The organism is Bradyrhizobium shewense, from assembly GCF_900094605.1.
GTDB classification, from domain to species: Bacteria; Pseudomonadota; Alphaproteobacteria; order Rhizobiales; family Xanthobacteraceae; genus Bradyrhizobium; species Bradyrhizobium shewense.
Genome location: NZ_FMAI01000049.1, coordinates 1 through 21,239 on the forward strand (window position 1 = coordinate 1; position 21,239 = coordinate 21,239).

At 57.2% G+C, this 21,239-nt stretch carries 14 protein-coding genes and 1 pseudogene; 1 reads left to right on the forward strand and 14 read right to left on the reverse strand.

Annotated elements, in window-relative coordinates:
- The coding region (locus tag GA0061098_RS40805) for a transposase (protein ID WP_245323939.1) at positions 1 to 397 on the forward strand (397 nt) is incomplete at its 5' end.
- Positions 398 to 476: 79 nt separating this feature from the next.
- Here GA0061098_RS40805 and GA0061098_RS40810 read toward each other — a convergent pair.
- The 14 genes and pseudogenes from GA0061098_RS40810 to GA0061098_RS40880 form a co-directional block, all read right to left on the reverse strand.
- Positions 477 to 1,730 (reverse strand): extracellular solute-binding protein, encoded by a 1,254-nt coding sequence (locus tag GA0061098_RS40810; protein WP_165637935.1) that lies wholly within the window; start codon positions 1,728 to 1,730, stop codon positions 477 to 479.
- A 742-nt stretch (positions 1,731 to 2,472) separates the two neighbouring features.
- The gene (locus GA0061098_RS40815; protein WP_165637936.1) at positions 2,473 to 4,029 is read right to left on the reverse strand and encodes a carbohydrate porin; all 1,557 of its coding nucleotides are present in this window, start codon (positions 4,027 to 4,029) and stop codon (positions 2,473 to 2,475) included.
- An 893-nt stretch (positions 4,030 to 4,922) separates the two neighbouring features.
- Positions 4,923 to 5,756, reverse strand: a complete 834-nt coding sequence (locus GA0061098_RS40820; RefSeq protein ID WP_165637937.1) for a class I SAM-dependent methyltransferase — start codon at positions 5,754 to 5,756, stop codon at positions 4,923 to 4,925.
- 460 nt (positions 5,757 to 6,216) lie between these two features.
- A complete protein-coding gene (locus tag GA0061098_RS40825) occupies positions 6,217 to 7,131 on the reverse strand; it encodes a branched-chain amino acid transaminase (RefSeq protein ID WP_091967343.1) in 915 nt (304 codons plus the stop codon).
- Positions 7,132 to 7,170: 39 nt separating this feature from the next.
- On the reverse strand, positions 7,171 to 8,283 hold the full coding sequence (locus GA0061098_RS40830; RefSeq protein ID WP_091967345.1) for an aminotransferase class I/II-fold pyridoxal phosphate-dependent enzyme: 1,113 nt from the start codon (positions 8,281 to 8,283) through the stop codon (positions 7,171 to 7,173).
- 467 nt (positions 8,284 to 8,750) lie between these two features.
- Positions 8,751 to 9,539, reverse strand: coding sequence for a class I SAM-dependent methyltransferase (locus tag GA0061098_RS40835; protein WP_091967347.1), 789 nt, complete (start codon positions 9,537 to 9,539; stop codon positions 8,751 to 8,753).
- A 120-nt stretch (positions 9,540 to 9,659) separates the two neighbouring features.
- Positions 9,660 to 10,268, reverse strand: coding sequence for a CDP-alcohol phosphatidyltransferase family protein (locus GA0061098_RS40840; RefSeq protein ID WP_091967349.1), 609 nt, complete (start codon positions 10,266 to 10,268; stop codon positions 9,660 to 9,662).
- Positions 10,269 to 10,275: 7 nt separating this feature from the next.
- On the reverse strand, positions 10,276 to 11,058 hold the full coding sequence (locus GA0061098_RS40845; protein ID WP_091967375.1) for a phosphocholine cytidylyltransferase family protein: 783 nt from the start codon (positions 11,056 to 11,058) through the stop codon (positions 10,276 to 10,278).
- Positions 11,059 to 11,192: 134 nt separating this feature from the next.
- Complete coding sequence (gene aepX / locus GA0061098_RS40850; RefSeq protein WP_091967351.1) at positions 11,193 to 12,125, reverse strand: phosphoenolpyruvate mutase; 933 nt, start codon at positions 12,123 to 12,125, stop codon at positions 11,193 to 11,195.
- Positions 12,126 to 12,386: 261 nt separating this feature from the next.
- A pseudogene (locus GA0061098_RS45765) lies at positions 12,387 to 12,861 on the reverse strand (ATP-binding protein); the annotation flags it as partial.
- A 1,029-nt stretch (positions 12,862 to 13,890) separates the two neighbouring features.
- Complete coding sequence (locus GA0061098_RS40865; RefSeq protein ID WP_091967353.1) at positions 13,891 to 14,106, reverse strand: hypothetical protein; 216 nt, start codon at positions 14,104 to 14,106, stop codon at positions 13,891 to 13,893.
- A gap of 408 nt (positions 14,107 to 14,514) precedes the next feature.
- Entirely contained in the window at positions 14,515 to 16,479 is a 1,965-nt protein-coding gene (locus tag GA0061098_RS40870; protein WP_165637938.1) for an ATP-dependent endonuclease, read from the reverse strand.
- Positions 16,480 to 17,255: 776 nt separating this feature from the next.
- Positions 17,256 to 18,077: a Crp/Fnr family transcriptional regulator gene (locus GA0061098_RS40875; protein ID WP_091967357.1), complete on the reverse strand. Its 822-nt coding sequence runs from the start codon at positions 18,075 to 18,077 to the stop codon at positions 17,256 to 17,258.
- A 384-nt stretch (positions 18,078 to 18,461) separates the two neighbouring features.
- Positions 18,462 to 18,938, reverse strand: a complete 477-nt coding sequence (locus GA0061098_RS40880) for an Lrp/AsnC family transcriptional regulator (RefSeq protein WP_091967359.1) — start codon at positions 18,936 to 18,938, stop codon at positions 18,462 to 18,464.
- Positions 18,939 to 21,239: the final 2,301 nt, after the last annotated feature.

Here is a 21,239-nt window from a genome sequence, read left to right on the forward strand (position 1 = left end):
CAATCCCTTCGATGGGCACACGCTCGGTCCCGTAATCGCCGACATGGAGAAGCTCACCGGGGTGGAGGCTCGCCGTATCCACGTCGACAAAGGATATCGCGGTCACAACCACCCGCATCGGTTCAGGGTCTGGATCTCGGGTCAGGTCCGCCGCGTCACAGCTCCCATCCGTCGCGAGATGAAGCGTCGCGCGGCTGTCGAGCCCGTCATCGGCCACGTCAAGGCCGAGCACCGCATGGACCGCAACTATCTCAAAGGCCGCGTCGGCGACCGCATCAACGCCGTCCTCGCCGCCGCCGGCTACAACTTCGGCCTGCTCCTGCGGTGGCTCGCAGAACTCTTGCGTGCCATTATCCGGGCGTTCACCGAAACTGTCCCTGCCCAAAAGATCGTTTAAATCAGCGCTCTCCCGCCTTCTTCACGGACGACCAGATAGGCGGTACAAGCGCGCCAAGGAGGCGCGCCTGTACACGTCATCACTTCTTCAGAATGAGCTTGCGTGCCTCCTTGGCGGCGTCATCGAGCGCCGCTTGCGCCGAGAGTTTACTGCCCAACACCAGTTGCATTCTGTCCACGATCATCGCCGCGGCCTTCGTGCTGTTCTCGCCGGGAAATGCATACCAAGCCACGAGATTGCTGAGTTGCCGCAGCGGAACGATGTAGTTCGGCTTTTCCCGATAAAGCTTCTGTAGCTGTGGATCCGACAGCGCGGCCGTGTTGATTGGTGTATAGCCGGTCATTGCCGCCATGATCGCCTGCGCCCGCGGGCTTGCGGCGAACTTAATGTATTTCCAGGCCGCTTCCTGCCGAGCGGGGTCCTTGGTTAGCATCATCATTCCGTTGCCGGCGGCCAAGGTCTTGCCGTCGTGAGCCAAGGGGATCGGCGTCATCGTAAGCATGAAATGCTGACCGATTTTCTGTTCGAAATCGGTGAGAAGGCTGCTGGACGTCAAGTAGATACCAATCTTGCCGCCGACAAAGGACTGACGGGCGTTGTCACGCGATAAGTCCATCATACCCGAATCTGCGGCGCGCGCTACGGTTGCCATAGCGGCAAGCCCTTGCCGCTGGTCGAAGGCGATATCGTCCTCGCCCTTGGTCATCATCCTGCCGCCATGCGCAAAAAGCAGTGTTTCAAAGCCCCACGCGCCATTCGCATTATACTCCATGTAGAATCCGCTGACGTTCGGCTCCAGCTTTGAGATCTTCTTTGCCAAATCGAAAATGCCGTCCCAGGTGGTGGGGAGCTTGGCAGGGTCAGCGCCAGCGCGGGCGAGAAGGGCATCGTTGTAGAACAGCACTGGCGTCGTCAGCGAATAAGGGACGGCATAAGCTTTGTCACCGGGCGATCCGATGTTTCGGATGGCGTCGGCAACACCCTGCTGAATCCAATCCGGTTCGGCCGAGATAAAGCGGTCGAGCGGTACGGCAAGCCCACGATCGGCCAGCAACCGAATATAATTGAGGCCCTGGTGCGAGACGTCGGGCGCGTCCTTAATCAATTGGGCGCGCAACGTACTTTGCAATAGTTCGTCGTAGCTCTTCGCCGTTTCGAACTTGATTGTTATCTCGGGGTGCGCTTTCGTGAACTCAGCGGCGATTGCATTGTACATCGCAGAAAAATTGGCCGGCGAATAGCTCACGCGCAGTTCCAGCGCGTAAACCATGCTCGGCCTCGCGATACAAGTCGAAATCAGCGAGAACAAAGCCACCGCAAGCAGACGTCTCATCATTAGTCTCCAATCAAAGGAATTCAGCGAGCAAGCGTCCTCAACCGGCCGCTCGCCGCGCGGGTATGTGTTTCTGCGGCATTTGCGCCGATCACCAGTGAAGCCAAAGAGCAGGCGCCAGGCAGGAGCTTTTCCGATCGCTCGGCTCTCAACGACGCGTTGCCGTTGGCCTCCACATCTCATTACAACGATCAATGCCTTGACCTCTCGAACGCGCTCGCGAAAGACTTCAAGAGGTGGATGGCGACATGCAAATGACATGCATCGAAAAATCATATGAGAAACGCGCAACATGTGAACATGGCGTGCTCTTGGGTTGCGTGATGATCATCGAATTGCGATTGTCGCAACGGCAATTTATCTTCGCGGCCGAGCGCGACCGGCGAAAAATTAACCCAGGATACGTCCGCGCTTAGCAAGGTCTGGTGCATTGGGAGAGCGGCCAAGCCGCGGCTAGCCGGGCTGAGTGCCCGGCTAGAATTGCAGGAGTTCAGCTCGTCTCCGAAACAAGGGTCGCAAATACCCACTGCGCGAGCCGCTCGTTGGGGGGCTGTAAGCCAGGATCGGGCGTCGACCAAACCAATCAACTGCGAGGGGACGCCTTTGGCGTCGCCCTCGCTTACGCTGAGATTAACTTCGTACGCATCATTTGCGTGTCGGCTCGCCAGTTCTCCCGGGGCTCTACGATTTCAGCTTATCCACTCTTGAGCGGCCTACATCTCGTATAACGCGAGCTACTCCGCTAGAAGAATATCGATGTAGACGCCGAGAAATTCAGGGCATGGCCGATTTGGGGCGTGTATGTGATGCTTGTCGGGTGATCGATATATGTCAGCCCCAAGCTCGCGTATATTCCCGGGCCAAGATGCGCAGTATATGTTCCGGAGATTGCTTTCGCGTCCCGATGAACGAGATTTCCTTTAGCCGCCGCAGCATCAACTGCAAATTTGCTCCAAACCGTGTCGGTAGCAACAAGCGAGATTTGATCACTGGGCCGGCTATCAAAGAGTCCCTTCGCGTAAAGCCGGAGCTCATAATACTGAGTAACCTTATTGAGGTCAGGCGGAGCGCCCATAACCGAGAATCCACCATAGATGCCACGCGATGCGGCGTCAGGGACATGGCTCTGCCAGAGTTGCCTGTCCGCAGCGACGTAATAGAGGCTATTCTCGTCCGCTCTCGGTTGGGTTGGATACGCCAAATTCGTGTAGTGGCTGTTATTGAAGCCAACACCCGCCCGCAACCAGGTCTCGGGTAAACCGGGGGCCGCGCTGTTGCGATACCCGCTCTCGTCAAGCAACAGAATGCCCGCGTTCGCCGTACTCCAGTCTAAGCCCGTTGAATTTGCAGTGATATGCGCAAACACCCCGTCTGGACTGGTAGAGCGTTGGAATGATACCTTGTTATACAGCCGGTCATCGAAATGGTAGGTGAGGTTGAGAGTAGGTGTCGGCGCGGGTGCGAAGTTCATCCCTCCTTGATAAAGCACATTCGACGAGGGGCCGAAGACGTTCGCTCCTGGATTCCCTCCGACCACCGTGCCGGCTAACTCGTATGAGTTCATGAGGTAGCCGACTTTGAGCTCGAGCTTCCGATCGAAAAAGGTTTGGTAGTAGGCGATCGTGTTGATTCCCCATCTATCCGGGCCTCCGGGCTGCCATGTCCAAGATTGTTGCTCGGTTCCAACAATGATCTGGCCGTCGGGGATCCCATACCGGCTGAGATCATAGGTCACCATCATGTAATTTAGGGTATAGAATGTCGGATTCTGTCCGCTATATAGTTGGTTGGCGATCGTGCTCTTGGCTGCATTCGGCAGAAGATTGTTAACGTAGGTATTTTGCGTCCAAGCGATGTATCCGATCCCAATCTCTGCCAGCGCGGATCTGATGCCTCCTTTGTCCTGAACCAAAGTATCGGCTGGACCAGGTAAGTTGACCTCCAATCCCTTTATGCGGAGGTTTTCGAACTTTGCGAAATGGTCGGGCTGGGGCGTGATAGCTGCGGCTGGGCGAGCGCCAGGACGCACTGTTCGTTTTTCAGCAGTATCGCTCCCAAGTAGGATCATCTTCTTCTTTTGAACTTTCCTCTTGGCGATCTCGCTCGGAGTGTCGCTTTTCTGATTAGGCATATTGGTCGTTTGTGCCAGCGCCGTGCCGGTCATAAGACTAGCGGCCAGGATACATGCAATTGCTAGCTCCGCTTCTCTAATCGTTCGAAAGCGGAACGAATGTCCTGATGCCGAGCGTGGCGGTCTTGTCTGATCAGTTTGTACATCGTTGTTCATCTTGGCGCGCATAGAATCTCCCAGACGCGGTTAGAGCCGTTGCGCGCTGTGTTTGGCATCGCGACCGCAACTGGAGGATGACAGGCATCGGATAATTCGATGTGATTGCCTGTAAGATGCGATGGCGCTAACTGTTGGGGATGCTATTGCGAGGGGGTGCCCGTGCGACTGCGGAGCGAGATCACTCTACATGCAGGCGGACCGTCCAAGTTATCGTGCGGAGGCAATCTGAGTGTGGTCAAGTGAAGGACACCCGGATTGGAAGGTTGTCCAGGGCGGGTCATGGCCTTGGGATCATTCGACAGTGCATTTGAAGCTTAGTGCGTTATGACCTCGGCCGGAATGATGCACATTTGATCAGGCGTACATATTCTGACGTCTGCTCAGTGCCAGCCGCTTGTGGAGACAATAGAAACGGCTGTCGCGCAATCGGACAAGTTCGGGCTTGGTCCGGTGTCGCGTCCATCTCGTCCTCGAGCCGAGAATGTCGCCCTTCCGTTTCCTACGCGAAGGAGGCCTTTCGGCTGGTTGAATTGGCCCGTGTAAAGCGTCGGGACCACGCTCAAGGAGCAGCCGTTGTCCGCGTGTTGACGATCCCGCGAGAAGAGATCAATCCCAGGGAAGCTCATAGCCGGCCTGGTCGGCTCCCAGCCGATCCTGACGGGGCGACGAACACAATCGTGAGTCCCCTCTTTCTGTGCGCGCGATCTAGGTGGTGTCGCAGAAGCCCTGGCCCATTCCAGCGCCCGTAGCGCGAGCCAGACACACCTTTTTAAGGATCGGTCGACGAGCATCTGCATCGATCGCACGCAGCTGCTGCGGCTCACGCAAGAGTCCGGCGCGACCGGGATCGGGCCTGGATGTGAGCCAAAGCGGGGACTTCTCGCTAGTCGGAATAAAGGAAGTTAGCGCTTCCCCAGCGGTTGCTCCTGAGGTCGGGCTCTGCTCAAAACGAGATCGGTCAGCCAGTCAACAATGACATAACCTGACGCGTCCTGGTACCGGTCTAGAAGGGCGTCGAGCTCCTTGGCGATCGTTGCGGCGCCAGACCTAGCGATCGCCATCTTTAAATGTCCTGATTGACAGTAGCCGCGAAACTGCTCTGCGGTCGTCGTCTGGCGCCATTCGAGCTTGTAGCGCTCCACAGACACCAGATCGTGCCTCGAACAGAGTTCCGCTTCGAAATCAGATTTCCCATAACTGCCCCAGAAATCGGAGTAGTGGTCTCGGCGAAATCCAGGGATGTGGCGCTCTTGAAGGCTGACGAAATCACCGAGAAATGCGCTTTCCTCGTGCCGATGCTTGTTCTGTAGGAGCAGCAATGTTCCGGAAGGCTTCAGCACCCGTGCAGCCTCTTGGTAGAATAGAGGCCGATTGAACCAGTTGGCCGCCGTTGCTGCCGTCACAAGTTCACATGAATGATCTGGGAGCGGGAGCATCTCAGCAAACCCGGCGAGGACGTCGAGGCCACGAAACGTTGCGGATCGCTCCTTCGCAACCGCGGCCATATCGCAGTTTGGCTCAACACAGGTTAGGCGCTCAATGCTCGCAACCGACGCCATTAGCTGTCTGCTGAAAATCCCCGTACCCGCGCCCACGTCTGCGGCTGACCGCAGTGGCGCGAGTGCCGAGTGATAGTCCGTGAGGATATCAAAGACCGCGCGAGGATACCTAGGCCTATACTCGTCGTAGTCCAGAGCGGCGCCGTTATAGAGCTGCCATGTCACCCGTTCATTCATAGCGATCCTCGAGCGGAGAATTAAACAAAGGAGAGCGGCGTTCCATCGCGCGGATGGAAGCCGGGCGGGAGTAGCTTCGAATCCGACTGATTGCGGGATGGATCCTGCACGTTCAGGCCGACGAAGAAAGGGTACCCCGAATGCGGACGAATTCATCAAATCTGCGATCAATCACGCCGTCTATCCTATCAAGCAGTGCTGAAGACGCAGACTATAAATACCAGTAGGTGGAGCGAGAGGGCAGGTGCGCACCCATTCCGGATCGCGCTGTGGTGCCAATAGCGCCGCTCGCGATTGGTAGCGGGCCCTTACGGAGATTCGCGACCGCAACAGCATCCGCGGCGCCTTAAGGAATTAGGATTGCCATTACGGCAGTTGTAGAACCGCAATAATTCGACAATGATGCATCATTGACACGGCTAACGGCTAAGGTGAGGTCGTCCCGTTTGCATCCATGTCTTCAAAAGACAGGAGTTCGCCATGACTCGTGTGCGGTATTCGTTCCGGTGGCGATCGCTCGGTAGATCTCGATTAGCTGCCGTGTGATCGGCCCCGGTTGACCACTCCCTACCACCATGCGGTCGATCGACGTCACCGGAGTGATTTCGGCACCGGTGCCGCAGTAGAACACCTCCTGGGCGAGGATAAGTTCCGTCCGATCGACATCGCGCTCGACGGTATCCACCCCAAGATATTCACGTGCTAACTGAATAACAGTCTGGCGCGTGATCGATTCCAGTATGTCGTTGGTTCCGCTTGGCGTGATCAACTGACCATCGCGAACCATGAAAACGCACATTGCTGGCGCCTCGGCCAGTTTTCCTCTTGAATTAAGAAGAAAAGCGATATCGTATCCATCGAGTTGGGCCTGCATCATAGCCAATCGTGCGTTGTGATAGTTTGCATTGCATTTGATGCGTGCGGGCATGACGTTGTCCGGCATTCGCATCCAAGAACTGATCTGAGCAGAAGCGCCTTCGACGGATTGTCTATTGGCCTCGCGGGGCAAGGCCGTAATCGCAGTCCCTACGGGTCCTTTTGCCCCCAACTCGCCAAGCCCATCAATGAAAGCCATCATCCGAATATGCACCGTCGTGCGAAATGCATTTGCTCGGCAGAGGTGAACGAGTGCCTCGATCAGCTTATCACTGGAGATCGGCAGATCGAACCGCATTGCCTTTTGCGAGAAGGCATATCGCTCGAGGTGCTCTGCAACACGAAAGAGGTACAATTGCTGGACGTTCTCGTTCCAATAGCCGCGTATTCCTTCGAACACACCAATGCCATACTTCGCCACGGGCGAGAATACATGCACCCTGGCGTCATCCCATGGGACAATTCGGCCGTTGAGATACGCAAATCCTGGCGCCAACATCTTTGCCTACACCGATTGTGAGTTACCATGATCCGCGAGTTAAGTCCGACTGAGGAGTAAGGCCGCTAGAATACTCAGTCCACGTCGGAGGTCCTCGTGGGTTGACGGAGCGATCAGCGATGCTCTGATGTTGTGCTCGACGTTGGCGCCAAGTGTCGCAAACACTCGCGGATGTCTCAGGATTACGCCCTTCGTGCGAGCCGCTTGGATGAATGGCTCTGCTGTCCAGGGAGATGGCAAGTCGATCCAGACGTGCAAGGACGATTTGTTCGTGCGCATCACCCCTAGATGCCCAAGCATCTCCTGCGCAATGTCTTGCCGGGCTGCGATTTCCTTGGATATCTGTCCGACAATGTGACTTGCGGCACCACTTTCAATCAGGTGAGTGATAATGGCCGCCGATAACCCTGGTACAAACCAACTCGAGACGCTTGGTATTGGTCGAAGAAGATCGGCAAGGCCGTCGTCCGATGGCGCAATAAGATACGCAGTCCTCAATCCGATGCCCAAGCATTTTGAGACGCTCATCAGGTACCAAGTGAGATCAGGAGCGATCGAAGCGAGCGGAGGGGGCGCGTTGTTGGCTATAAGGCCATGCACGTCATCTTCGATAATGGGAAGCGCGTACTTGCGGGCCACTCGAGCGACCCTCTGTCTGCGCTCAAGCGACATCATTGAAGTCGTCGGATTGTGACCTGTCGGGTTAATGTAAACGGCCGCCAAATTGTGAGCTTTGCATAATGATTCAAGGGAATCGTCACGCATGCCGTCTTCGTCTATGTCAACGGGCAGAACGCTAATCCGCCCCAGCATTGCGAGTTGGCCGATCGCTGCATAAGTCAGCTTTTCCGCGGCAATCGCAGCTCCTTGGGGAGCTAGCCGTGAAAACAGGACCATTAGCGTGTTCTGAGTGCCACCTGTCATCAGTAAGCGGGTAGGATTAGGGGGCGCGCCGAGCCGGTTCCTCAACCAATCGGCAGCAGCCTGTTTGTCACGTGCACTCCCGTGGAAGCGATGGCGCTGTATTGTGCTGGCAAGGTCCGGTGCGCGCGCCGCCGCAGTGAGGCTTCTTTCGACATGTTCGCGGAAAGCTGGCACGTGAGGAGCCCATGTCCGCGTCATATCAATCGGTGCCGTTTCACCACCAGACATTTTCAATTCTCCTCGGGCGACCGATGCCGCATTACATCAAAGCTGTGGCTGTTGGCCGGTTCTCCGCCGGCAAGGCATGGAAGCGAGTTCGGGGAATGCGACTTCTTACTATGCGGTTGATTGTGGAATCGAAATGCCGCGTTCTCTGGTCAGCTGCAGTTGCTCCTGTGACCAGCAGCTGGCCTGTAAGACTACCAGAGTTCTCGGACGTAACTGGGATTTCTTCGATGACCCCGACCAGAGCCTCGGGCAGCGACGAACCTCATCAGCAAAAGCATGGGGACTCTCCTGGCCAGTAGGAGCCGCTCCATAGAAGACGTTCTGCCGCTCAGAATGGGCTACCATCGCGAGCCGTGAAAGAACGAGATCGGAGATCAAGGGTACACCTCCCGGCGATTGAAACTCAGCACAATCTAAGCTCCTCAGGATCCGATTGTGTGAAGAACAATTTCCGCTGCATTCCGCCCTTAGTAGCGGCCGGCGTATAGGATATCTAAATGGCATCTTTCAATAAACGTATCAGTCGGCGACAGTTGGTGAAGTAGAGAGCGCAATTGTTCGTCGAATTCATCTCTTCTCTGCGTTAGTACACCTGGACAGGCCTTTGATGTGGAATACATATATTGGACGAGTTTCTCGGAAGTCCACGATACCATGTAAGGGATGTGGCTTCCTGTGATGTTCGAAAACGTCGATTGGCGCAGAACAGCTTCGTGGTCCACACGCAATTCACGGCGCTGATCGCCACGTCCGGCAGGAAAATAGCCTCCCCACCAGGCGTGCACGAATTCCCAGATCCTGTTCCACCAATCACTCGGTGTGGTTTCGTCGCGAACTCTGGTGATGATCGCTACCTTGCCGGACGAAAGTAGGCGACGATCAAGCGTCTCCAGAACGAGCGAGCGGTCCATCCAGTGAAAGGCACTCGCGATCGTGGCCCCTTGGTAGCCGGTCAAGCCCGAATCCATCTCCTCGGCGGTGCTTTCAATCGCCGAAATGTTGAGGAGGCCGCGTTCAGATGAAAGTCGGTCGGCCTCGCCCAGCATGGCGCGATTTGGATCGACGCAGTCCACATGTTTCACGCTGGGAGCAAGTCCAAGTCCGATTTGTCCGGTACCACATCCAAGATCAAGTACCCGACTGTCAGGTGTTAGAAAAAGATGCTCGCTAAGCGACCTGAAGAGTTCGTGCGGGTACTCAGGTTGATAGCGAGCATAGTAAAACGCTGCTCCCTCAAAGATGCTCCTTGCTAACATCCAGCTCTCCTTTCGGCTGCTTAAGCGCCCAAAACCGGCATCTGACGTCTCTCGGCCAGCTAAGTCTGGGATGAACTTGCGAAGATCTAGAGCTCCGTACCGATACGACCCGAGCCATGGTTAGCTTAGCCCTCGCAATCCCAGAGCCGATGAAGCGATGACCACGAATATTGAGATTGCGACGTACATGGTCATATTCGGCGCTGGGACGTGAATCGGCGCAACGTGTAGTGCTGCGAGCAGGACGAAAGTGCTGAGGGTGAAGTGTACGAAAAACTCATCTGAAACCAACGGTCGAGCAAGGAAAATGATCGCCATCAGAGGAATGTCGTATGATAGTGGGAGCCCTAGAAAACGGCCATCGCGTAAGCGACCGAAGTTGGCGAAGTAGCTGAGCCTAATTGCTCCCGCTGCGAGCAGGGTGGTCGCGGTGACTAGGGCAAAAACCGAGGCTCCGCTGAGTTGGATTAGGATTGCCGCTGGCAACACGGCTCCGTAGATGATGTCAGCAAACCCGTCGAGGCTCTTTCCCATGTTAGCAACATCTGGGTGGCGATGTTTCGTGTGAGCTGCCACTATTCCGTCGAGGTGGTCGGACAGGACAGCCCAAAGTGCTGTCGCTATCGACAGCTCAAGGCGATTGGACAGGGCAAGAAAAAGACTGACGGACGAAAAAAGAAGGCCGCCAGTTGTTATGGCGTTCGCCGGATCCCAGAGATATTTGAGCATCGAAATGTTACCTTTTGCGAGGCATGCCTCGACCTTGCACTCCACTGAAAAGCCGCTCTGCGATTTCCAGATCTTCAGTGGTGTCGATTTCGTACCATCTGACATGGTCGCACCGCGTAGTGGCGAGCTGCAGGCCGCGCAATTCAACAAGGTACGAAAGAAGCTCCTCAATGTAGGCCTGGGTCGCTCCGGACCCTATGATCTGGTCTAGCGCTGGAACAATCGCCGCCTTGAGGGTCGGAGCTGAAAGTCGCAATAGGTTCATCGTTTTGAAAAGCCGTGGGCCGTTCGCTGCCAGGTTTGCTACGGTTTGCCTCATACGGAACTCAGAGATGAGGCCGCTATCCGTCAGTAGGACTGCCGAGCCTTCCATCAATTCGTCGAAGGGAACGATTGCTGCCACGTCGGTCACCCTGCTGTGCAGCAGATGTCGCAGTGCGTCCTCTTCGAAGAACACATCGCCCTCGAGGAGAAAGCAATCTCCGGAAAGCAGCGCGTCACGCGCGAGCCACAGCGAATAGGCGCTCCCGGTATGGTCGAAAGCCGATGATTCCACATAGTTGATCACGAGTGTGCCAAAGCGATGCCCGCACGCGTATTGAATGGCGTGCTTGCGGTAACCGACCACGAGCGTCACTTCTTCGACGCCGACGGCTTCCAGATTTCGGAGGGCGTTGTACAGAATCGGGGTACCGTTGACTTCGACCAAGGGCTTCGGTCGGAGGTCTGTCAGCGGTCGAAGGCGAGAGCCGACGCCGGCGGCGAGAATGATTGCTTTCTTGATAGTCATTTGATCGCAGCAGCCGCCGAGGTATAGCTGGTTCGTCCAAAGCGTCAGTCTATTCGCCGCGCATCTGGCAGTAGTTAGAGCAACAAGTGTAGCCATTGTTGGCCTAAGCCGCCTGACTTGGACCGTGAATGACCCTAATGCGGCGGTTTGTTAGGATGGAGGTACCGCGCTTCAGCCTCGGCGAGTTCGTCGTAGCTGAACAGTTCAAAAAGATCTTCGAGGGGGGTGATATCGGGCTCGATGGTCGCAACGCTCTGTTCAGCGAAGATGCGGCCGCAGACCCGACGCATTGCGGCGGCTGCCGCTCGCATGGAGTGATTGGCCCAAATGACCGTCGAGATGTCGACGCGACGATACTCGCAGGTTGGTGTCCGATAGTATTTCGTTGGAACGATCACGACCGGCAACCTGTTCTGCCAAGCATCTGCGAACGAAAGGATTTCGTCTGCGGAGCTACTTCGCGAGTGAATTAGGATCGCATCGGCTCCGGCTTCCCGGTATGCGTGAGCCCGTGCGATTGCTTCGTGCATTCCGTGTCCGGCGATTAATGCTTCGATCCGGGCCACAAGGACGAGCTCGTTCGCAACCGTGTCCTTCACGGCGCGCAAGCGTCCACAGAATTCGTCAACGTCGGCGAGGGGGTGACGGTTGCCAACAAACGAGTTTAGCTTCGGAAAGCAGCTGTCTTCCAGCGCAATACCCGCAACGCCGCGCTCGCACAGTTTACGAGCCAGCAGGCGAGCATTGTTGAAGTTCCCGAAACCGCCGTCGCCATCGACCAGCACGGGCAGTTGACTCGAATCTACGATACGTTCAACCGCGTCAACAAGATGGCTCCACGACGCTTCGTTGGCGTCACGATAACCCAGAGAGCAGGCAATCGATAGACCGGACGCCCAAAGTCCCTTGAAGCCTGCGCGCTGGGCGATCGCAGCCGAGAGGCCATCATGTGCTTCCATCAGGAAGGAGAGTTCGGTGCTGGAGCAGACCTCTCTGCGCAGCGCATCAGCACGGGAAAAATTAACTTCTTGTCCACTGCCGAGGAGGGAATTTGCGTGATCTTGCATGCAGACTCCGGGTGCGCGATCGGTCTGTGTTCATTGCTCGCCAAGTGACATGTTTCTAACAACTCGATCAATTGCTAGAACTGATAGGTGACACGGGAAGAAAAAGCGCTGCATTTCGTTATGGATGCGAGTCGGCAGTTAAGGCGGATTACTCCGCTTAAGGTCTAACCCCGTATTGGGGTACGGCATGGACGCCAGTGTCCAACACCATCCGGCACTGCCCCCTTTGCGTCATGAAGAACCGCCCCACCACCCTCGGGTTCATGATGTCGATTGAAGGTTGGCTCCGCCGCCGACGGGACGGAGGGAGGCGGAGCGACCGGAGAGCCGCCAGCGGCGGGCGGCTTGACGAGGCCGCTCTTTCGCTTGGCGCGCAGCCGGTGGCTATGGCCGCATATGGTCAGCACGTGGCTGTGGTGCAGTAGCCGGTCGAGGATCGCGGTGGCGACCACCGGATCGGCGAACACGGTGCCCCTTTCGGCAAGGCTGCGGCTCGACGTGATCAGCATGGCGCCGGTTTAGTAGCGGCGGCTGACCAGTTGGAAAAACAGGTGCGCCGCGTCGGGCTCCAGCGACAGGTAGCCGCGTTCGTCGACGATCAGCAGCTTTGGCTTCCCCAGCGCGAGCAGTTTCTCGTCCAGGCGCCGCTCGCCGTGGCCTTGGCGAGGCCGGCGACCAGTGTCGTCGCCGTGGTGAACTTGCGCGTGTAACCGGCGAGGATCGCCTCTCGCCCTAGCTCGCGCTCCCTGTCGGCGAGGTGCGCCTCGAATGCCTCCCAGCTCGCGATGGAATGCCCCGCGATCGCGTTCTTCTTCACGTAGCCCACGCCATTCTCCGTCTTGCCCTTCGTGCGGACCCGATACGGCGCGCAGGCGCGAGGACGGAGAGCCCCAATGCTTCGCGAACGCGATGAGCTTGTCGTTAAACGGGACCGTCCGACTCACCGCGTCGTGGCGCGCCACGAGCGCGCGTGTGTTGTCCATCAGCACTTCCTCCGGCACGCCGGCCGAAGGCCTTGAATTGCTTTCGAGCCGGCGAACCAGTGCTCTTGCTTTCTTGGCTCGGAACGCACGGCACATGCAGCCGTCGCGAGTGTCCAAGCGATTGCCCCGAACACAAATGCCTTGACTTTCGCCCCTCCGATCTCGACCACGCGGTCCCCGAAGTCGATCTGTAGCTGCCGGCCCGGCGGCGTCTCAAACCGCGTCGTCGCCAGCGCTCGCCTTCAGCGCCTGGCGATAGGACTGCACGGCGTGCTGCAGCATCCGCCGGCTGACGCCTCCTTGGATAGCCGAGGAGAGAGCGAATTAATGAGGAGCGAATCATGGAAGGCTCTCGTGGATTGATCCACGGGGGCAGGTGATGAAGACGTCGGATGACGAGGCGCAGATGTTGCACCTGAGGGCGTGCGGGTGGGGTGTGAAGCGGATTGCGCGGCACGGTGAAGGACTACGTGGCGGCGGGCGGGCTGAAGCCGTTCAAGTCGCCTGAGCGGCCGAAGCGTCTGGACGGCCTTGAGGGTTGGCTGCGCGAGAGGCCGGTCGCGCCTTTCTTTGCCAACAGGTCCTGGCGCACGACATCGGCATTGCCGCGGTGCCGAATGAGCAATTCCTCATGACGCCGAGGGGAAGCGCGCACGACACGCGAGCGGCGGGCTGGGCAAGCCTGCATTCGGAAGAGGTCCTTTTAGGCGAATGTCCGGCTCACCCCTTTCCGGCTCCCCCCTTCAAGGGTATCTGTTTTGCCAAATCTGGCGTTGCGGCGCTCATAGGCTGGTGCGAATCTCCAGTTCAATCTCACGCGTGACCTCGATGATGCTCTCTGGATGGCCGCCATTCTCGAACAGCGCATATTTCAGTGCTTGGGCGCGGTTGACAAACAGACCGCCAAAGGAGCCCCCTTGTTCCAGGGCGACCCAGTAACCGGCCCGATTCCTGCCAACAAGAACGATCCGTGTGGCGGAGCCACGCGAAGTCTTCATGTCCCCTCGTGGAACGACGGCTGAGGCTCGTGTGACGAAGGCCATCGCGGAGGCATGCCAACTCGCGTCACGAACAGTCGCTGAACGTCAGGCGACTTTCTAGGATGGAGTGACATCGTTTTCGCCAGGGTTATGGCGCTGGGCGCGTGCCGCGCACCGAGCTCGCAATGAGTAGGCCGAATGCGAGCGGCCGTCTCCTACCGGTTCTGGCAGAATGCGAGATTTCGCGAGAATGCCCCGCCCGAGCGGGCTAGCGATCAAAACTCGCAATAAAGGCGGCGCTCTCCGTAATGTCCGAAGAACTCTTACCTTGAACTCTGTAGGGCCGAGCGCCGTCCGGACAAGTTCAGCGGCCTGTGAGATGGCAACCGACGGAGACCAATGTCGACGATCGGACCGGTGTTGTCATCATGCTGCGGCTTCATGCTTTTGGCCAAATGCCTTAAGCCGCTTCATGAGCTCCATCAAAACGTCAGGCCTTTTACCCTCGGCCCACGTCACGGCAAGCAGCTCTCCGATCAATGCCGGATTTTTGCCAAGACCTCCGGCAGACGGATCGATGGCCCGCCGAGCCTCATTGTTGATCCTATCCCAATCCGCAGCGTCAAAACACAGCCTAACCGAATCTTCGATGTTGTTGGGCCAAATCGCACAGCAGTCATCCCACACGATCTCCGGCGGGAAGGCGCCACACCCTAGCTGGAGAGCTATCAGCAACGCCTTATTGTCGACCTCCTGGCGGCGCCGACGGTCGGGATGCGTTTCATCGCCATCGGCATCGAATATGACAAATGAGGGAATCTCCAGCTCCTGAGCGATCGTCAGCAACTGAAGGATGTTCGACTTTCCTTCAGCCGGTAGAATATGCAGCCCGGCTCTTCGCATTGCGTTCCACTGGCCATTCAGATGAAGGGCCGCTGAGAGATAGGCGCGGTCGGCAATGCCTTCGACAAGCACCAAGCGTTGGCTAAAGTACAATTCAGACGGCTCGGGCCTGAGCGCGGCAAGCAGCTTGGCCCTTGCAACTGGGTTCTTATCCGGCTTCCTACCTGTCGCTTTAGCCATGCGCAGGGCGAATCTGTCGAAGTCAGTAGATTTTATGTTGGACTTGCCCGATTTCCCCTCCCGACGGACAAGCCGGATCTCCTCGAACTCCTCGCCCGATACAAAATAGGGGCTGTGAGTCGTAAGCATAACCTGATTGCCAAGAGTGGTCAGCTCTCTCAGCACAGTCGATAGGTGCTTTGCTTGCGGCGGGTGCTGGTAGAGCTCGGGTTCCTCGCACCCCAGAATAAGGGTTGGTTTTTCGTTGCCGTCCTCCGCTGTTGATGCGCTTTCGACGGAAGCCAGCTCTTGCAGAATTGCTAAGAGGAACGACCGCTGCAAGCCGTGACCGAAGCGTAAGATGCTTCCTTTGAACAGGCCTTCCTTAGCTTTGATGATTGCCCTGGGCTCCCCGATCGAAACAGACTTCTCACTGCCCTGCAGCCACTCAACCGTGAGACTCGCATCTGGATGCGCGAAGACGGCAAGCCGTTTGGCCAAGCTGTCTGAGATTTCCTGAAGCGTGCCCTGCTGCGCCTCGAGTAGGGCGTCGTACTCGGCGCGGGCGCGCGTGCGCAGAGCTTCCAATGCATCGTCAAAGTTGACCTTCTGACGCACCGTTCGTTGAAGCAGTTTGCCCAACGCGGTGCTTCCGGCTTCTTCGGCTTCTACAGACGCGTCCTTGACGGCCGGCAGATAAATCCACTGCACGAAGGACTCAAGCTTTCCCTTGATCTTGCCGACCCCGTAGAAATGATCGCTACTGCGCTGAATTTCGCAAATTTCTGGGCGGGCCTCCTCGTAAGATCGAAGAGCATCGATCATGGCGGCCTTGGTGGGCTTTTTCCCGATGTCGGGAAAATCAGCCAATACTTTCGTTATCTCGAAGAAGCGGGCGCGAAGAGGCTCGACCGTCGCTTTGTTCTTATCGTCCTCAAAAAACGGAGCGAATTGCTTGAAAACAAGCCGTTCTCCCCACTGAATGACAGGAGCCTTAGCTGTTTGAGGATCGAAAACCGCAACTGAGGTGATCACCAGCTCGCCATGGCGCACGTAGTGCGTTAGCGCCCCTTTAGCTGCCTCGCTGAGCTGATCGAATGTGACAGTGATCTGAACGGGAATATCCGTGTTCCCGCCGTGGAAATCTTCTGCCGTGAGCGTTGCTACGTCCGTTGCACTGCTCGCCTCTTGGAAGAATACGTTCAGCGCAGACAGGATCGTCGATTTCCCTGCGCCGTTGGGGCCAACCAAACAGGTGCATGAGCCGAATGAAACCGTCTCATCTTCAAAGCCTCGGAAATTTTGTACGCGAACCGCTCGAATTCTCACGTCGCACTCCGGAGTGGTAATTGGTCATCACTGAACGGTCCAAATCGTGCGGACTCGTGAATGTCATTTCGATACTCGATGTTCAAAGCTGGAATGCTGCTCATGAGGACGATGCTCGCAGTGAATCTGCGGGTATTGGATCATTCGTGCAGTTTGGCCCGTGATTATGGAAGGAAGCTCCTTGAGGGGCGCGACTACGATCCTGATGATAGGCGTTCGGCACAGCCGAACAACGGTCCGCGAGGCCGTTAGCTCAACAGGCGGTGGATTGAGCGAGCGCATGGCTCGCAGCGCTGCTCGCTGCCTCTAGAGCTCAAGCGCCTTTGGCGCAATTGCCGCGCTGCTTCCAATCAGATCCGCGCTATCGGCACTTCAGGGAAACAGGGGCTTACCCAAGGATCGGATTGCATACGTTTCGTTGGACCGGCGCGTTTGCAAAACGCGAACCGGGTGCGCGGCGTGCAGCGGCACACCACGCTTGAGAGCTATCGGAGCCGAGACCCACGATGGCAGACGACCCTCGACATCGACGCGTTGGCTGTCGCTGACCCACCTCTAAAGGACGATCGCGTGCATCCAGCGCACGGCCGCAAGGCCGCCGCCAGGCTCGCCGTGCGAGCACCGCAACCAATCTCGTTGGAGTTGCCCGTCAGCTAGCCCTCGAATACACCTATACGTCCGGTCAGCTTTGTCTTGAATAGGTTCGAAGGACGTTTGGCCTAACCCAATAAGCTTAGGTGATGCTCATCTCTCATCACCGCGTCGGTCAGCTTAGCTCATCGTTGAGGGCGCACTGAGGAGGAAACATAGGCAGCTGAGACGAGCTTGTAGCAACAGCATGCTTTCTCTTCGAGCAATTTGTGTTCATCGATCTGCAAGACACCCCGCATCTTGCGAATCAGCCCTTGCTCCTCGAAGCGGATCAAGGTTTCGGTCACCCCGGCACGGCGCAGCCCCAGCACCGAGGAAAGGTAATCGTGGGTGACTGGCAGCACGCGGGCATCAACAGCTTCACTAGCAAGGCAAATCCAGCTCGCGAGGCGCTGTTCACGATGGTGCCGAACCCCGCACAATCCTGTCTGGACGCACTGAAATGTCAGGGCTTGCACGTACTCAAACAGATGGTCTCTGATCTCGGGATGCACCTTCATGATCCGACGAAGATCCTCGACGCGAATTCTGTACGCGTTTCCGGGGAAGACGACGACAGATTGGTTGCTTGAAAGATGTGCTCCCCACACGAAAGAAGTGCCGACGACGCCCCGATAGCCTATGACTGCCGTTTCAAGCATACTGCCCGCGGCAACAACTCTTAGCGAGACGAGGCCGCTCTCTACAAAGTAGACGTGCTCGACCGGCCTTTTTGGCTCTTGCAGAACCATCCGTTCTTTCAAGACGACCGGTTTGAGGCACTCCCCTATTGCCGCAAGCTGCTGGATAGAAAGACGCGCCAGGATTGTGTTCTTCACAAAGGGCCGTTTCGCAAGACGCACCGGAAGAGAACGCAGAGGCTCCGGTCGTGTGCCAGGCAGCTGCTTGAGAGCTCTATCTTGAGAGCAGTCAAGCGCTTCGGGGACGGCGGGCACGCGATCGGTCATGGTCCCTCTCCTGATAGAGGCTGCTAGCCTGCGCCTGACCGTGACGAGAACGTGATTGCGACTATAGCAAACGTCTTCATCTTGATTGATGCAACGAATAACTCATCGGCGCCCAAATCCCGCGTTCGCAGGCCAGTCTTTGAGGAATTTCGACCAAGCGATTGGACGCGTTCGCACCGGCTCGGACTCAACGCGCCACATTCTTGCTTTTGCACCCTGTCGCTAACGATACGATGATCGCGTCCACGACTTTGCCGTATGACCGGGCGCTACGTGCGTCTTTTCTCGCTATCCTGGTTGAGATCCCAAGAAGCCAACTGAGAGTGGAACGATCAGGTCGACAGCTCGATAGCGGGCGCGAGACGATCGCCCGCATCTGTTCAATCAATCGTCTGGGGGAAACTCAACCGGAACAGCAAATCCAACCTTTACGCGATTCAATATGACAATGCTCTTAAAGCCCTTGATGTCGCGATTCTCGTAGAAGAAGCGCCGCGTGAACTGCTCGTATTCCTCCATGGACCGCGCGGTAATGTACAGGACGAAGTCGGCATCGCCCGTGACGTAAAAGCCGTTGACGACGTCGATTGATGATTTGATGGCTTTTTTAAACCTATCGATAATATCGGCGCTTTCTTTCTCCAAGGTCACCAGTGCAAGCACTTGAATAGGTCGTCCGACCGCCCTCGGCGACAAAACCGACACGTCGGCCTCGATGATGCCCTCCGAGCGGAGTCTCTTCAACCGTCGTTGGCAGGCGGTAGGAGAGATCCCAGCCATCTCGCCAATCAAATTTGAAGTCAGACGGTTATTCTTTTGCACGATCTCGAGAATGCGGGCATCTATCCGGTCGTACTGCATAACCACCTCCGGCCTGAGATGAATTTCGCCGCGAGATGATCAATCCGCGCAGGAAATCCTCGACTTTGAAAGTACGAGGAAATCTTCCGTGACAAACGCCCAACTTGGATGGGTATTGATCAAAGTAGGAGGGCCTTACCGTCGGCATTCTGCGGCGCGGCAGGGAGCAAGCCACAAAGCCGGCCTTTCGGATAAGATCCGGGCCTTCGTTTTTCGGCAAAGATGTGAACCAAAGCGAAACCGAAACGCAATCGAGCCGTGCCGCGTCATAAATTCGTGCGGAAACGGCATCTTGATTGAGGTTAGACAGCTGCTCGCCCGCTCACGAGCGCCCGCCAACGCGCCGTTTTGCCTCTTGAGAGGACACAAACTTTGGCTCGACTTCGTCCTCCAGCTCGATAACAGCCGCAAGAGCTTCCCTAGCGGCGTTCCTGTTAGCCCTTGACGCAGGCTCGCTAGCTGGAGATTGCCGCTGGTCAGCTTTTTCACCTTTAGTGTCTCCATTTGCAAAGATCGAAACGGTGCTGGCAGTGCATATTGTTCTCTGCCCTGCGACCCGCAGCCCATTTTTCGTTGCTCGCCCCGGGGCTGGGCTCAACGATGACCTGCTTCGCCGCGAGAACATGCCCGACAAGCTGTTGATTTGCTTTCCGGTGATGAGGACTTCCAGCGCGTGGTCGAGGTGCCGAGCTCGCGCGCGGTCTTACGCAGGGAACATGCCGGATGCCTCGGGGCGGTGCAGCGTCCTTGCCGGGGCCGGGATCCATCATCACGCACATGTAAGCGCACTGAGTCGGAGAGAAATGGCCAAGTCGGCCGAGCCGGGTAGATCCAGAAGCAGCAGAAGTGGTCCGCGCGCGTGGACCGGCAAGCGCCCGACCGTCATCATCGACGTGGGCGTAATCGTAAGAGGCCAAGATTAGAGGCACCCGCGAGTAGACGAACATGTCTAACATCGCGCAGGAGCTGCCGCAGGGGGGCTGGCCCGTACTTTCGGGCGGAAGCAGTAACCATCGAACTTACGGAAGCTGAGGCTGATTCTCTACCGACCTTTAGCGGTCAATGGCAGGAGTGCGTTCGTCGGAGCGCGCCTAAGCTCCGGCGGCATCAAATGAGGGGGTCCGGCAGGAACCAATGGCGTCCGTGAAGAGCGCTGTGGCCGGACCGCGCAGATCGACGATGATATGGTCCTCTTCCGAACGCCATTCCAGAAGGACGCCTCCATTCTCAAGGGGCGAGAGATCTCGCGCATACTCGCTCATAGACTGCATCAAGTACCAGGAGAGCCAAACCGTCATGGTCCGGCTCGCAGCATTTGGGGTGGGGAGGGCAGCAAGTGCCTCCCAGGAGGCCGCATCCTCGATCCGTCCTCATTCTTGAGCGTCAATACCGCCACGCGCTAGGCGCCCGGATCGTAATCTCCATCCGACAGCAATCCGACGGCCATAAGCACGATTTCGAGCGAAACCTCCCGCAAAGGTGAAAGTCGGAGCATTGCAGCCGATCGGGATCGCCAGACCTTATCGGACCCGTGGCTGTGGAATTTCGACCGTCCTTCCAATGTTCGTTGAGGCAAACGAAGCAACTTTACTCCTCAGGCAGGAGATGCGCGACCAAACCGCCCGCCACCCCGTGCGTCGCGCTGCCGAGCACCTACGGTACGCCGAATTTTGCAATACTGCGCCAGCGCTAGTTGTACCTCTGTCGATGCCGAAGCATCGATCACCACGTCGGCTTCGCGCAAGGTCGAACACAGGCGAAGCACATGGACCGAATCATGCGGGAGCGCTGCGGGCTTCGGTGGCGGTCTCGCCCTAACGCGTGGGCATGAACTTAGCTTTGTGACGAGATCGTTCAACTTTACCTGATCATCGTAGGTGAGAGTTCATATGAAAGCGCGAGCCCTGGAAAAAATCCACTGCTCCTATCTCAAATGGGACTGGCTGCCACGTCGGGATCAGGTAGTTCTACTAGTGATTGAGTGCGACACTTCGAGAAGTGGTTTTCGACAATTGATTCCACACAAGGAGAAATCCAATGGACGTCAAAAAGCTCTCGGTGAAAGAAGCGGCGGCGGCAGCTGCTAAATGTGCCGCGACGGCCGCGCAATGCGCCGCTACGGCTGCCAAATGTGCGGCGACTGCGGCGCATGCCCAGGCAAAGGCAGCGACGGCCCGATGCGCGGCCACCGCGGCGCGATGCGCCGCAACCGCAGCGAGATGCGCCGCAACCGCGGCGAAGTGCGCGGCAGATCATCCCTAACTGCCCGATCCTAATCCGGCGTGGCCTTGGCGCGTCGCC